At 68.2% G+C, this 13662-nt stretch carries 13 protein-coding genes; 6 read left to right on the top strand and 7 right to left on the bottom strand.

What is annotated here, in order from left to right; all coding sequences use genetic code 11:
• Positions 1-10: 10 nt before the first annotated feature.
• The 4 genes from ABD256_RS14120 to ABD256_RS14105 all read left to right on the top strand — a co-directional run bounded on the left by ABD256_RS14120 (position 11) and on the right by ABD256_RS14105 (position 2783).
• Complete coding sequence (locus ABD256_RS14120) at positions 11-292, top strand: hypothetical protein (RefSeq protein ID WP_344417707.1); 282 nt, start codon at positions 11-13, stop codon at positions 290-292.
• Positions 289-489: a hypothetical protein gene (locus ABD256_RS14115; RefSeq protein ID WP_344417705.1), complete on the top strand. Its 201-nt coding sequence runs from the start codon at positions 289-291 to the stop codon at positions 487-489. Before ABD256_RS14120 ends, ABD256_RS14115 begins: the two co-directional genes overlap by 4 nt.
• A 102-nt stretch (positions 490-591) precedes the next feature.
• On the top strand, positions 592-2373 hold the full coding sequence (locus ABD256_RS14110; RefSeq protein WP_344417703.1) for a hypothetical protein: 1782 nt from the start codon (positions 592-594) through the stop codon (positions 2371-2373).
• Positions 2370-2783: a hypothetical protein gene (locus ABD256_RS14105; protein ID WP_344417701.1), complete on the top strand. Its 414-nt coding sequence runs from the start codon at positions 2370-2372 to the stop codon at positions 2781-2783. The genes ABD256_RS14110 and ABD256_RS14105 overlap by 4 nt, the downstream gene beginning before the upstream one ends.
• Before the next feature lie 202 nt (positions 2784-2985).
• Here the strand turns inward: ABD256_RS14105 and ABD256_RS14100 are convergent, their stop codons facing one another.
• The 5 genes from ABD256_RS14100 to ABD256_RS14080 form a co-directional block, all read right to left on the bottom strand.
• Entirely contained in the window at positions 2986-4368 is a 1383-nt protein-coding gene (locus ABD256_RS14100; protein ID WP_344417699.1) for an FAD-binding oxidoreductase, read from the bottom strand.
• Positions 4365-6431: a prolyl oligopeptidase family serine peptidase gene (locus tag ABD256_RS14095; protein ID WP_344417697.1), complete on the bottom strand. Its 2067-nt coding sequence runs from the start codon at positions 6429-6431 to the stop codon at positions 4365-4367. Before ABD256_RS14095 ends, ABD256_RS14100 begins: the two co-directional genes overlap by 4 nt.
• A 130-nt stretch (positions 6432-6561) precedes the next feature.
• A complete protein-coding gene (locus ABD256_RS14090) occupies positions 6562-7425 on the bottom strand; it encodes an alpha/beta fold hydrolase (RefSeq protein WP_344417695.1) in 864 nt (287 codons plus the stop codon).
• The gene (locus ABD256_RS14085) at positions 7422-7649 is read right to left on the bottom strand and encodes a hypothetical protein (RefSeq protein ID WP_344417693.1); all 228 of its coding nucleotides are present in this window, start codon (positions 7647-7649) and stop codon (positions 7422-7424) included. The genes ABD256_RS14090 and ABD256_RS14085 overlap by 4 nt, the downstream gene beginning before the upstream one ends.
• The gene (locus tag ABD256_RS14080; RefSeq protein ID WP_344417691.1) at positions 7646-8257 is read right to left on the bottom strand and encodes a TetR/AcrR family transcriptional regulator; all 612 of its coding nucleotides are present in this window, start codon (positions 8255-8257) and stop codon (positions 7646-7648) included. Before ABD256_RS14080 ends, ABD256_RS14085 begins: the two co-directional genes overlap by 4 nt.
• A 147-nt stretch (positions 8258-8404) precedes the next feature.
• On the opposite strand from ABD256_RS14080, the gene ABD256_RS14075 reads away from it, so the two are divergent.
• The gene (locus ABD256_RS14075; RefSeq protein WP_344417689.1) at positions 8405-9634 is read left to right on the top strand and encodes a PucR family transcriptional regulator; all 1230 of its coding nucleotides are present in this window, start codon (positions 8405-8407) and stop codon (positions 9632-9634) included.
• Here ABD256_RS14075 and ABD256_RS14070 read toward each other — a convergent pair.
• Entirely contained in the window at positions 9624-10931 is a 1308-nt protein-coding gene (locus ABD256_RS14070; RefSeq protein WP_344417687.1) for an NAD(P)/FAD-dependent oxidoreductase, read from the bottom strand. The two genes, ABD256_RS14075 and ABD256_RS14070, sit on opposite strands and share 11 nt — an antisense overlap.
• A 96-nt stretch (positions 10932-11027) precedes the next feature.
• Here ABD256_RS14070 and ABD256_RS14065 point away from each other — a divergent pair, with 96 nt between their 5' ends.
• Positions 11028-12368 carry a metal-dependent hydrolase family protein gene (locus ABD256_RS14065; protein WP_344417685.1) on the top strand — a complete coding sequence of 447 codons (1341 nt, stop codon included), beginning with the start codon at positions 11028-11030 and terminating at the stop codon, positions 12366-12368.
• A 470-nt stretch (positions 12369-12838) separates the two neighbouring features.
• Here the strand turns inward: ABD256_RS14065 and ABD256_RS14060 are convergent, their stop codons facing one another.
• Entirely contained in the window at positions 12839-13426 is a 588-nt protein-coding gene (locus ABD256_RS14060) for a hypothetical protein (RefSeq protein ID WP_344417683.1), read from the bottom strand.
• Positions 13427-13662: the final 236 nt, after the last annotated feature.

Raw genomic sequence — 13662 nt, 5'->3', positions numbered from 1 at the left:
CAACGACGGCGTGTGCCGCGCGTCGTTCCTGGCCTGCTTCGCCTGCCGCAACGCAGTCGTCACCGCCGAGCACCTGCCGAGCCTGCTTGACCTGCTCGCCGAGCTCGAACACCGGTGGAGCGGCACCAAACGCGACCAGTGGTGGCACCGATACGGCCACGTCTGGCTGTCGATCACCGAGGACATCCTGCCCACGTTCACCCCCGCCGAAGTAGACCAGGCCCGGTCGGGCGCCGATGGCAGTGCCGCGACGCTGCTGGACTTGCTGGAAGGACCAGGGGAAACCGCATGACCACGGCACACGACCGCACCGACGCCGCGCCGATCAGCGCGGATGCCCTGATCTTCGCGCGGACTCCGCTGCGCGACGGCGCTGCTTTGGCGTCCACCGCGCGGTTCGGCGAGGAGGTGTGGGATTTGTCCCCGGCGCTGCTGCAAAAACAGCAACGCAGCCTGAAGCTGGACTTCACCACTCTGCCCAACCGATAACGGTCGGTAGCCAAGGAGTTCTTCTTCGCCCAGCTGGCCGGGGAGCTTCCGGAAGGGCAGCGCCGACCGCGCATCGTCACGATCCGGGTCGAGTTCACCCGGTTGAAGATCTTTCTCGAATGGCTCGCTGATCGAGACGCCCCGCCGCTGGCCAAGGTAGGGCCGGAAACGGTGGACGCCTACCGCAAGCACCTGATCAGCCTGGGCGTCTCCGCTACATGGCGAGCCGGGCTCCGAGCAACCGTCCGCAGGCTGTGGATCTACCGCGATCAGCTGGTAAGCGACCGGCTCGACTTCGACCCGGCGTCGCTGGAACGCTGGTACGAAGGCGACAGCAAACGTGTCAGCGAGAACACCACCGACCGCATCCCCGAAGCTGTCCTCGGTCCGCTGCTCGGCTGGGCCCTGCGATACGTGCAGGAGTTCGCAGGTGACATCCTGCGCGCCCGCGCCGAGTGGGCTCACCTCTACTCCTGCAGCTGGCGACGTCGGCACGGACACCGCGCGGCGGGAAGCAAGACCGCCCAGCCTCACCTGATCGCCGTGCTGGAGCGCTACCGCCAGGCTGGCCGACCGCTGCCGGGCGGCCCGGTCGGGCTGAGCATCTCGCACCTGGCCCGCGAGGTCGACATCGCCCGCAACTCGTTGAAGTGCGCCAGCAACTGGGTGCTCATCGAGCAGGCGATCGCCGAGCTCGACATCGCCGACGACGCTTACCTGTGGTGCCCGATGACCGCGGAGGTCGACGGACGACCGTGGCTGAAGCGCATGCCCTACAGCGCCTATCCACGCTACGAACAGCGATTGAACGCGGCCTGCTACATCGTGATCGCCTACTTGTCAGGTATGCGCGACAGCGAGGTGAAACACCTGCGCCGCGGATGCGTGACCGTCGACGCCGACCCGCAGGGACGCTTGGCCCGGTATAGGGTCACCAGCCGGGCGTTTAAGGGCGAGGGCACCCCGCTGGGTGTGGAAGCCACCTGGGTCGTCGGCGCTCCAGTTGCGCAGGCTGTGCGAGTACTGGAACAGCTCCAGCCTGCCGAGCAAGACTGGCTGTTCGCCTCGCTGCCGACCAGCCACCATCACCGTGGTCAGCGGGAGGGCAAGTTGCACACCAACGAGGTGCTCAGTGTCCGGGCCTCGACCGACGACATCGCCGGGTTCATCACATGGATCAACGACTACTGCGCCGCCCGAGGGCTGCCGGACCGTGTTCCCGAGGTGGGCGGCAAGCCGGCGCGGGTGACCACGATGCAGTTCCGGCGCACCCTCGCGTGGTTCATCGCCCGCCGCCCAGGCGGATCCATCGCGGGCGCCATTGCCTATCGGCACCACAGCGTGCAGATGTTCGAGGGCTACGCGGGCACCTCGAACTCCGGGTTCCGTGCCGAAGTGGAAGCGGAGCAATCACTGGTCCGCGGCGAAGGCCTCGCGATGATGGTCGAACGCCACGAGCACGAACGGCTGGCCGGTCCGGCCGCCGAGGAGGCCCTTGCCCGGCTCAGCGAGTACGGTCGGCACGTCCGGTTCCCCGGCATACTGCCCCGCGACCGACGGCAGTTCGCCGCGCTCGTCGCCCGGCACGACCCGCACGTCTATCCCGGCCGTTTCGTCACCTGCGTTCATAACCCCGACCGGGCCCTGTGCCACAACGGCACCCAGCACGGCCCCTCGCTCGGTGACTGCCAGCCCCTGGCCTGCCGCAACGTCGCGCTCACCGCCGACAACCACGACGCCTGGCGGCAGCATCTGGCCACAGTGGACGCCATGCTGGCGGCCAGGGACGCGCTCGCACCCTACGCGCGCGAGCGTCTGCGCGTGCGACGCGAACAGATCAGTCAGCTTCTGGAATCCACCGACTCACCGCAGGACACCCGTTGAACCGTGCTACGTCCACCGAAGCCCAGATCCAAGCGGTCGCTGACACTCTGCTCGCCGAAGCGCGCGCCGGAACGACCCGCCCTAGCATCAGCGCTCTGGCCGAACGGGCCGGTATCTCCCGGCCCACGCTCTACCGCAACCACCCCGTCCTCGTCGAACGATTCCGCGCCGCGTCCGCCGACAGCCGAATCCTCGCAGCGCCGTTGGCATCAACCCCGACGCAGGAGTTGCGCGAGCGGATCACCACGCTGCGGCGCGAGAACGAACAACTGCGTCTGCACGTGGAGCTCTACGAGGAACACATCCGGCGGCTCACCGTCGAGAACACCCGTCTCGCCAGCGAGCTCGCTGCCCGCAGCGGCGTCAGTGACCTCACCGTGCACCAGCCCCGAAACGTCGCTGGACAATGATCACCCGCGCGGCTGCGGTCAGACGCCCGGCCAAGCCCTGGCAGGAACCGGTCGGCGCGGGCAATGTAGTCGGCGAACCTCGCGCCGTGGATGCGACACCGGTACGTCTCCTCGATCACCCGGGCACGTGTCTCGCTGCGGATTAACCCGACGAGGTTCGGGGCGGCGAGCGCAAGGGATGACGCCGGTCGCTTTACTGTTGTCACTCGCGATGTCCCGGAGGAAGGGACGCAGCGCTGGCTCGGATGACCGCTCCTGGGTTGAGCAGCCCCAGCGGATCAAGTGTCTGCTTGATGTTGCGCTGGATGTCCAGGGCTACTTCGCCGAGTTCGGTCTCGAGCCAGTGTCGTTTGAGGCGCCCGATGCCGTGCTCACCGGACACGGTCCCGCCGAGGGCTTGGGCTTGGCGGAAGATGGCGTCCGCAGCTGCCTCCTCGGCTCGCGTGTGGCCATCTCGGACGATCACGGGGTGCAGGTTTCCGTCGGCGGCGTGTGCCACGGTGCAGGTGCGCACGCCGTGCGCTGCCCCGATCTCGGCCACCGCCGAGACCATCGCGGCCAGGTGTGTGACGGGCACGCAGACGTCCTCCAGCAGTAGGGGCCCGAGGCGCTGGAGGGCCGCGAAGGTTGCTCGACGGATGTTCAGCAGCTCTGCGGCCTCCCCCTGGTCACTGGTGACCGCGACGTCTATCGCATTTCCCACGGCCATGGCCGTGCTTATTGAGGCCTGTGCGGCGGGGGCGTCGTCGACCTGCAGCACGAGGACGGATCCGACGCTGGGTCCGAAGCCGGTGCCGCGGGCCTGATCGAGCGCGCTGACCACCAGTTCGTCCATCAGCTCCACCAGGGTGGGGGACGTTGTGGCGACCAAGGCGGCCGCTGCGAGGGCAGCACTTTTCACGTCCGGGAAGGTGGCCAGCGCGGTCAGCTGCGGAGGTGGGAGCGGCAGCAGCCTCAGCGTGGCACCCACCACGACGCCCAGCGTTCCCTCCGAGCCGATGAACAGCTGCGTCAGGTCGTACCCGGCGCTGCGTTTGACAGTCCGGCCGCCTGTGCTCAGGAGTCGGCCGTCGGAGAGCACTACGTCCAGGCCGAGGACGGACGCCCGGGTCGCGCCGTAGCGGGCGCAGCGCAGCCCTCCGGCGTTGGTCGCGATGTTGCCGCCGATGGTGGAGCTCTCCCAGCTCGAGGGGTCGGGTGCGTACATGAGCCCGTACTGGGCAGCGGCGGTCGATACATCGGCGTTCACGACGCCAGCCTCGACGACCGCGAGCCGGGCCTGTGGGTCCAGCTCGGTGATGGTGGTCATCCGTGACAGGTCGAGCAGGACACTGCCGGAAACGGCACAGGCTCCGCCGGACAGGCCGGTGCCGGCTCCGCGAGGCACCACCGGCAGCCGGTGCTCGGTCGCCACGCGCATGGCCTGCTGGACTTCGGGCACGGTCCGTGGGGAGACGACGACAAGGGGCGGATCGCCGACGAGACTGGACTCGTCGGAGACGAACGCGGCTATCTCATCGGGCGTTGTCCGCAACCGCAGTCCTGTGAACGCGCGGCTGAGGTCCCCAGGCAGTACCGGGTTCATCGGGCGAGGTCCGCTGGTGATCCGCCGCTGCCGGGCGCGACGGCTGAGCGGCTAGGCAGTAGTTGCAGGTGGTGCATGGCGAAGGACAGCCATTCCGCCGCTTCGCTGAGCGCGGTGTCTCGTGGGGTCGCCCAACCGTGTCCGACGTTCTCCCAGATCCGCATCAGGACGGGGGACGGGCCGGCCTGGGCTGCCTGCAGCCGCGCGGTGAGTTTTCGGGCGTGCCATGGTGGGCATCGTGGGTCGGTGTCGCCGGCCTCGATGAACACCGGCGGGTATGTGACCCCATCTCGGACCAGGTGGTACGGGCTGAACCCCAGCATCCGGCGGACGTCCGCCGGGTCGTCGGCGTGCCCGTAGTCGATGTCGATGACCATCCGGCCGTAGGGCTCGCGTAGCGCACCGACGATGTCGCACAGCGGTACCAGCGGAATGACCGCGCTCCACAGCTCGGGGCGCTGGGTGAGCGCGACGCTGGCGAGCAGCCCGCCGTTGCTGGCACCCGCTATCCCGAGCCGGCTGGCTCGCCCCTGATCCAGAAGTTCCTGCGCGACGGCGTACAGGTCGGCGTAGCAGTTCTGTTTGGTCTGCATCCGGCCGCCGTGCCACCAGTCTCGCCCGAGTTCGCCGCCGCCGCGCAGGTGCGCCAGCACCAGCCGTCCCCCGGCGGCGACGAACGCCGCCATGCCCTTCGGGGGGTATTGCGGCAGGAATGGCGCGTTGAACCCGCCGTAGGCGTAGATCAGGGTCGGCAGCGCCTCATCGGCTCCCGGCGGGGAGATGACGTGGTACGGGATGCGGGTGCCGTCAGCGGAGGTGGCCCACAGGTCGGTGACGGTGGCGTCCGGCAGCCCGGTCTCCGGAGGCCTCAGGACCTCGACGCTGTCAGCTCCCGGGATGTGCCGCAGAACCGACCAGCTGCGGGTGGGAGTGCTGAAGGACAGCAACATCTGCTCGTCGTGGCCGCGCCGGACGAGGCTCATGCCCGGGAATGGTCCCTCGCTGATCGCGCCCCGCGCCGGCAGCGGAACCTCACCGACCCTTCTGCCCGCGGAGTCGACGATGCTGATCTGAGCGTAGGTGTCGACGAACTGGGACAGGTAGAGCAGGTCCGCCACCGGCGTGACCGTGCGCAGGACCGCGTCGGACTCGGGCACCAGCTCGGTCCAGGTGCTCGGATCGTTCGGGGTGTCCGAGTCCAGGTCGATGGCGACCAGCCGCCCGCGCGGGGCGTCCAGGTCCGTCACCGCGACGTAGCGGTCCCCGACGATGTGCCCGGCGATGGTCGCGGAGACATCGGTGATGAACGGCCGCCAGCTCCTCCCGTCGTGGACCGCGTACGGCACCGGTGTCGCCAGGCCGTGGGCGATCACCGTCCACCGGCCCCCGGCCTGCGGGATGACGTAGTCCATCGTCCCCGCGGGTAGCGGGATCGGCTCGGGATCGGTGGTCACCGCGCCGAGGCGGTGCAGGAAAACTCCCTTAGTGACCTCGAAGACGCTGCCGGTGACAGCCGTGAACCAGAAGCCGGTGGAGTCCGGCAGCCAGATCGCCCCGCCGGTCCATCCGTCGAACAGCACCTGCGACGGGGCGTCGTCCCGGACGACACCGGTCGCGGTATCGATGAGCCGGATGGTGTTCTGCTCGCTGCCGTCAGTGCACACCCCGATCGCGAGTACAGCGCCGTCCGGAGACGGCGACAGCCAGCTCAGGAACGGCTCGGTCTCGCGGTCAGCGAACTGGCCGATGTCCACCACGGTCGCGCCATCACCAAAGGGTTCGTCCGACCTGACGACCGTGCTGCCCTTGGCGTGGAACCAGCGACCGCCGGCGAAACGGGGCAGAGAGGGTGCGCGGTCGACCATCAACCCGTCCACGAGGTCGCGGACTCTCGCCGGTAGGTCACCGAGCACCTCAGTGGTCAGGGCGTTCTGCCACCTCTGCCACCGCAGAACCTCCTCGTCCTCACCCTCGAGCCAGCGGTAGGGGTCCGGGACCGGCGGGTCGCCCGCTGTGGTCTCCACATCTTCGGTCTTGCGCGTCACGGGGTATGGCGGCGTCATGCGATCCTCACAGAAGGTCAGCCCGCACTGTCGCGGTGGTCCCGAAGGCGCGGAACCGAGAACAGCGCGAGTGGCAGGTCCAGGTCGCCGCCGATCGGCAGCTCGACCGCCTGCCGAATAGGCGGTTCGGTCACCAGCTCCCGCGGAGCAGTTCGGTGACCCGTCGTGCGACAGCGGGCGCGAAGATCCCCATGTGCCCGCCGGGGACGAGGGACAGGTGGCCCTGCGGCAACTCTCCCGCCCATACCTTTGCGTAGCCCAGTCCCGAATCCTTTTCGCCGCACAGCAGAAAAACGGGAGTCGTGACCGCTCGGTGGTCGAAACCCCAGTCACCGACGCCCAGCGCGAGTTCCTGTGCTAGCCCGCCGCTATGAGGTTGGCGCGCGGCCTCGCTTCTGAGGGCGGCCAGCATGGCCGCTCGTTCGGGATCGGCAAAGAGATGAGCGTCAGGGTTGCCGAAGCGACTCAGTGTCGCTATCAGCCAGCCCCGCGAGGACGGCTGTTCGACGGCTCGGACAAAGCGTTGAGGGTTGCGCTCCAAGACTCCGTAGATCATCCGCGTCTTACGCGACAGAGCGGCGCGTGCCGCCGTGTCCGCCACGGGGATGGCAGGATTGACCGGAACGACACGGTGGACGCGATCGGGCAACTGGCTCGCAACGGCCATCGCGTACATGCCGCCATTGCTGAGCCCACCGACGGATGCTCGCTCGATGGAGAGTTCGTCGAGGATCTCGGCGATGTCGGTCGCGTATCCGCGCACCGATCTGTTCGGGTGCGGGTCTGACCCGCCGACGCCGGGGCGATCCAACGCGATAAGTCGCAGGCCATGGTGGTTCGCCGGGACGTGCAAGATCGCTCCCTCGAGCCGGCTGGAGCCTCCACCGTGGAACCACAAGACCGGGGAGCCGGCGGGATCGCCATAGACCTCGTACTGGACCTTGCGGCCATCTCGCAACGAGATGATCAGCGGACCCGCCGAACCGGTTGTCACGAGGCGGCCTGAATCGGACTGACGGAGCTGTAACCGGCTACGCCGTCCGTTCGGCGCGTCACGGCGGTCCGGAAAATGTCTGCGGGCATGAAAGCCTTCCCGATGTCCTCGAACGATTGATATCCGATGCCCGCCGCGTACTTCGGCTGGTCCGGAGGTGCGGTGATCGCCAGCGGCCGCGCCAGAGCGCGACGCGGGCTGTCGGCAGCAGGGCCGGCGGTCATGCGAGTTCCTCGAGGACGGCGCGGGCCATCACGACTACGCGCGACAGAATGGCGTCGACCTTGTTGGCGGGGATCAAGTGGCGCAGGCCGGCGACGCCCGCCAGCGCGGCGAGTACCGCGCTGAGCGACGCCCGCACTTCGGGCGTGTCACAGCCGAAGGCCGCACTGAGGATCTCCCCCGGTACGACGTGCTGCTCCACCAGAGCCACGAGCTGCGCGCTCAGCTCGGGATCGTCGACTGCCCGGCTCTCCAGCGCCAGCTGGAAGGAGACCCGCTCCTGTGAGTAGCCCTCCCACAGCCGCTCCACCAGTGCGCGCGCGCTGTCGGACTCACCCGCGAGCGACCCCAGGACCGCGTCGATCCGGGCCCGCTCCTCGGCGACCTGCTCGGCGTAGACCGCGAGCAGCAGACCGTTCTTGGTACCGAAATGAAGCTGGATCGCCCCGACCGACGACCCAGCGGCCGACGCGACGGCGTGCAGGCTGATGTTCTCGATCCCCTTGCGTCGCAGCAGATCCCGGGCCGCCGTGACCAGCGTGGCACGCGTCACGCGGCCCTTCTCGATGCGTGCGAGATCCGCCGGGCGGGGCACTGTGGTCGAAGTCACGGGCAAGAAAGTATGTCATACTTTCTTCTTTGTCCAGTACCAGTCCGCACGATCAGTTCGCCGTCGGGCCAGGTCGGTTCGCGCCGCCCCCGACGGTCGACGGCGCGGCGACACTGGTAGTGGCCGACCGGATGGAGGCATCTGCTGATGCAGGACGAGCTTCGCGCTGTGGCCGAGGGTCTTGCCGCCCGCCTCCACCGCGCTGTCGCGATAGATGACCCGCATATCCGCCTGCTCGTGCACACCTCGCACGACGAGAACGTCGACGAGCACCGCGTGCACTCCGTACTGCGACGGCAGGGCTCGCCCGATCTCGTCGAGTACGTCTTGTCGCACGGCATCGCCGCCGCCGAGGCGCCCGTGCGGATCCCCGCTCTGAAGGCCCGGCGCATGCTCGGGCGAGTATGTGTGCCGGTGCGCTGTGACCTGCGGCTGTTCGGCTACCTGTGGCTGATCGACGACGGCGATCCGGTCACCGATGACGAGCTGCGGCTTGCCGTCGAAGCCGCCGCGGCGGCCGGCCAGGTGCTGCACCGGCAGCAGCTGATCGGAGATCTGCGCGAAAGCCGGGGCCGGGAACTGCTGCGCGACCTGGTGTCCGAGGACGCGTCCATCCGCACCCACGCGGCTGCCGAGCTGGCGAGAAAGGACACCCTGCCTGCCGACGGGGATGTCGTGGTGGTCGGGGTGCGCGTCGGCGAGGCGGCGCTGGCTGGGCTCGATGGCGCCGCCACCGAGCTGGATTTCGCCTTGCAGCGCGCCGTCCGGCACGTGACGCCCGTCCCGGCGCTCGCGATGACCCGGTCCGGCGGGCACGGAACGCTGCTGCTCGCCGGTACGAAGCTGCCCTCGCCGCAGGCGCTGCGTGCGCAGGCACAGGATCTGCAGTCCTCGCTCGCCAAAGCGCTTGGCAGTAACGAGGTCCGGGTAGGCGTCGGCCCGGCGGTGCGCGGTCTGCTGGCGGCGCACCGGTCTCACGTCGGAGCGCAGGACGTGCTGCGGGTGACGGAGGTCGTTCCCGGATTCGGCCCGGTCGTCGGGTACGAGGAGCTGGGCATCTACCGGCTGCTCGTGCACCTGCCGATCGAGCAGCTGCCGGTGGATGCCGTTCCCGCAGGCCTGCGTGCGCTCATCGACGGGGACGGCGACGGTCCGCTCGTCGAGACCCTCGAGACCTACCTCGACGAAGCCGGTGACGCCCGTGCGAGCGTCGCCCGCCTGCACGTGCACCGGGGCAGCCTCTACTACCGGATCTCCCGCATCGAGGAGATCACCGGCATGAGCCTGGGCAACGGCGGGGACCGGCTGGTGCTACACCTCGGGCTGAAGCTCGCCCGCCTGCTCGGGCTGCTGGTCTCCCCACCGGCTAGCCCATGACCGTCCCGCTGGAGTCCGCGTTGACGGGCCGCCGCCGGGAGAACGCCGCCAGGTCGACGGTGAGCCCGGTGTGCTCGCCGCGGTACCGCACCGGGCGGGTGTCGTGGTCGTGACCGTTCTCGACGGCCGTGATGATCGCGGCCAGGAAGCGCCCGGCCACCGGGGCGTTCTTGAACTGGTTGCCGCTGGTGCCGATCGCGACGTAGAAGCCATCGAGCGCGGTGCGGTCGTAGATCGGCGTCCAGTCGTCTGCGACGTCGTATACGCCGGCCGTGCCACGCGGTGCCGTCGGGACACCGAGGTCGGTGAGGCGCCGGGCGGCGCGGGTGACCTGTGCCTCGAACACGGCCCCGGTCGGGTGGGGGTTCGCCTCGTCCGGGTCGTCCAGCCACTGCATCAGGTCGCACGCGGGTTCCGTGCCGCCGACATACAGCCCGTTCCCGGGTGCGCCGCGCAGATAGGTGCCGAGGTCGAGGTCCGCGATGACCGGGCCGAGCCGGTTGCCTTCGCTGTACCCGGCAGGCGCCGCCACGAAATGCACTTCCTGACGCATCGGGCGCACTGTGATTGTGAAGTCGTCGCCCACCCCGGCCAGCCGGTTCAGTGCCGAGGACCACGGCCCGGCCACGTTGACCACGATCGGCGCGTCGATCCGCTCGCCGTCGGCCAGTTCGACGCCGGCGACCCGGCCACCCGACCGGCGCACGGCGGTGACCTGCCGCTTGAACAGGAACTGGGCGCCCGCCTGGCGGGCGGCGTTGGCGAGGTTGACCGCAGCGAGCAAGGGGTCGTCCACAAAACCCGCGTCCGGAGTCCACAGTGCGCCGAGCTGTTCGGTCGGCTCCGCCCAGAACGCCTCGTCGTCGAGCCGTTTCGGCGGCCAGTACCGCCCGGTGTCGATTCCGGCCAGCCGCGTCGCGAGCGTCGCCGGGCCCCACACCTCGTACGGGATGCCGGCTCGGTCGAACAGCGGCATGACCCGCTCCTTCGGCGCGACGTCGACGTCGAGGAAGACCATTCCGGTGCGATGGAACCGGGCCATGCCGGCCCGATCGACCGCACCGAGGTACTCGTCCCACGTCTCCCAGCAGTGCTTCGCCTCCCACGCCGCGGCGACGCCGGCGAAGGTCGAGTAGTTGAACCGGACGACAGCGCTCGACGCGCTCGTCGATCCCTGCCCCGGCCCGCCGAGGCGATCGACGACCACGACATTGAAGCCGGCGCGGGCAAGCTCGAGCGCGGTCGACGACCCGATCACACCGGCGCCGACCACGACGACATCTGCGGTAACAGTCACGATCACATCGTCACCGCGCGCGGCTGCGCGCCGATATCGCCATCTGTCGAAGAAAACGCGAGACGATTTCGACACTCGCCCGCCAACGATCCGACGATGGCGATTCCATCCGTGTTCAAACACGAGCATGGATCTTTCGACAGTTGTCTCATCACCGGCGAGCGCGGTCGGCATACATTCGCCGCAGCGATCGAATGGAGCGTGCGGATGTCGGACTATTGGATCGTCGGGGCGCGGATCGTCGACGGCACGGGCCGGGACCCGCTCGATGGGCAGGCCATCAACGTGATGAACGGCCGGATCGCGGCCATCGGCGATACGCCAGCCGGTGCCGACACGATTGACGCGGCAGGGATGACCATCACGCCCGGCTTGATCGACGCGCACGTCCATCTCGGTCTGTCGAGCGATATCAACCCGAGCCTGCGCAGACAGCTTTCGGTCGCCGAGCTCGCCGCGGACATGTTCACCAACTGCGGCCAGACGCTCGACGGCGGGTTCACGACGGTGCGGGACACCGGCGGTATCGACGCCGGCCTGGCGCAGGCGGTCGCCTGCGGAAAGGTGCGCGGGCCGCGGATCCTGCAGTGCGGCCCTGTCCAGTGTCAGACCGGCGGTCACGGTCATTTCGCGGCCGACTGGGAACCGACTGCTGATTGGTACGACCACAGCATCCCAGGACTGCGGGCGATGTCGCTGCTGTCCGACGGCCCGGACGAGATGCGGAAGAACGTGCGCGAGACGTTCCGCCGCGGCGCGGACTTCCTCAAGCTGTGTGTGACGGGCGGCGTGATGTCGACGCACGACTTGATCAGCGACACGCAGTTCGCGGTCGAGGAGATCGAGGTGGCGGTGGCCGAGGCGAATGCCCGCGGCAGCTACGTCACCGTCCACGCTCACAACAACGCCGGTATCCGCAACGCGGTCCGTGCGGGCGTCACGTGCGTCGAGCACGGTTCGGAGATCGACGAGGAGACGGCGGCGCTGATGGCCGCCAATCGGGTGGCGCACGTACCGACGCTCCTGATCACGCACGCGCTGCTCGAGGACCCGGCGCAGGCCGGGCTGCCTGCGTCGATGGTCGAGCGGGTCGGTGGCGTGCTGCAGGGGCAGATCGACGGACTGCTGGCCTCGCGGGCCGCCGGCGTCAAGGTCGGCTCCGGCTCTGACCTCATCGGCTTTAACCAGCGTGGCCGCGGACGGGAACTGACTCTGCGAGCCGCGATAGAGACCCCCATGCTCGCGCTGGTGGCCGCAACGAAGATCAACGCCGAGATTCTGGGCATCGCCGACCGAGTCGGCACCATCGAGGTCGGAAAGCTCGCCGATCTCACCGGGTGGACACGCGACCCGCTGCAAAACCCCGACCTGTTCGGAGATCCCGAGTCGGTCGCACTAGTCATCCAGGACGGCCGCGTCGTCAAAGACGCCCGGTGACCTACGCCTCGGCGTCCAGGCCGCATCCCATAGGCGTGCGCGACGACGACGTACTGGACACGAAATATGGCTCTCGCGCGGGTTTCGCGGTCCAGCGACTGGCCGTGTGCGCCATAGTTGATCGTGTCGGCAGTTGTTCTCTTGATCTCGATAATTTGCTGCCGCATTTACGCGAGCTGGTCGTTGAGCAAGTGGAGAGCGACGGCGACTGGGTGACGATCTTCGCACGGTCGGGCACCAAGGGCCGAACGCGTCGGGTGTGCGCGTCGTGTTCGGAGCGTGTGCACTGCAACTACCTGCGACGCGTGTACACCACCCGTCGCCATCACCACAAGCAAGACGATCGACCTAACGGGCTGATCGCACACAGTCGTACTCCTCGCAATGGTCGCCGTCTGATGCACCGTCGGTCGGTTCTTCGCCACCCGACCGATCATCGCCCGCGTGATCCCCGGCCAGGATCGAGCTGCTCATCCTCGTCGAAGCCGACGCATCGAACTCTGACGCCGGGACGATCCACCGAAGAGCGTGGACACTGGACAGATAACAAACCCACAACATAAGTCCCGGTTGTAGCAGATCGTGTGCGTGTAGTTCCGGCCGGGAAACTCGGTGAGTATGAACTTGTCGAGAACGAAGCCTTTGAAATTCAACGAGCAGCGGCGGTCGGACAGCTGGGGACTGATGCCGTTCATTTCGTTGTGCTGTGCCAGGGTCCACGGCCCCTTGCGGTGCATGATGCGAGGAGTGGTGGTGTCATACAGGATCTTGATGCCGTGGTGCTGTCGTGGACCACGGCGAGACAGCTGAACGAGGCGAATCCCGTGATCGCGCAACAAGGGGAAGATATGGTTCTGGCAGTCCCTGATTGTGTCGTCGTACTCGGACCCGACCACGGCGTGCAGGACCACCAGGTTGGCCGGGTCTACGGTGTGTTTTTCCGGGTTGGTGAGTGTCTCGGTGAGGTAGGCGGCACTTTCGACTCCGCCACCGAACGCAACGATGTGCAGGAGCGGATGGGCGTCGGTTGTCGACGAGAACAGGGCGGGCGTGGTCACGGCGAGTGAGGGTTGCCGCTGGCTTGTCGACGCGACGGCGCAGACGTGATCGGTCGTGGCGTCTGCGGAGGTGGCTCGCTGTCAACTGGACCCGGCGCTGCGGTGGACGTTGCATAGTCGTGTGGTGGAGTTTGCGGAGTGTCAACGGTCATCGGGAACTCCGGGTGGGCGGACAGATGGTCTCCAGGTTGGCGGACGGTACTTTTCCGGGTGGGTGGACAGCGGTTCTCCGGGAT

It is taken from the genome of Amycolatopsis minnesotensis (assembly GCF_039529815.1).
Taxonomy (GTDB): Bacteria; Actinomycetota; Actinomycetes; order Mycobacteriales; family Pseudonocardiaceae; genus Amycolatopsis; species Amycolatopsis minnesotensis.
Note: the sequence above shows the minus strand (reverse complement) of the source record. Positions and strands in the feature narration are given on the sequence as shown.

Bases quoted from the DNA above. Each gene is read 5' to 3' on its own strand.
- ABD256_RS14065 (WP_344417685.1), top strand. From the start codon at position 11,028: ATGGCGATTCCATCCGTGTTCAAACACGAGCATGGATCTTTCGACAGT.
- ABD256_RS14115 (WP_344417705.1), top strand. From the start codon at position 289: ATGACCACGGCACACGACCGCACCGACGCCGCGCCGATCAGCGCGGAT.
- ABD256_RS14085 (WP_344417693.1), bottom strand. From the start codon at position 7,649: ATGACCGCCGGCCCTGCTGCCGACAGCCCGCGTCGCGCTCTGGCGCGG.
- ABD256_RS14075 (WP_344417689.1), top strand. From the start codon at position 8,405: ATGCAGGACGAGCTTCGCGCTGTGGCCGAGGGTCTTGCCGCCCGCCTC.
- ABD256_RS14095 (WP_344417697.1), bottom strand. From the start codon at position 6,431: ATGACGCCGCCATACCCCGTGACGCGCAAGACCGAAGATGTGGAGACC.
- ABD256_RS14100 (WP_344417699.1), bottom strand. From the start codon at position 4,368: ATGAACCCGGTACTGCCTGGGGACCTCAGCCGCGCGTTCACAGGACTG.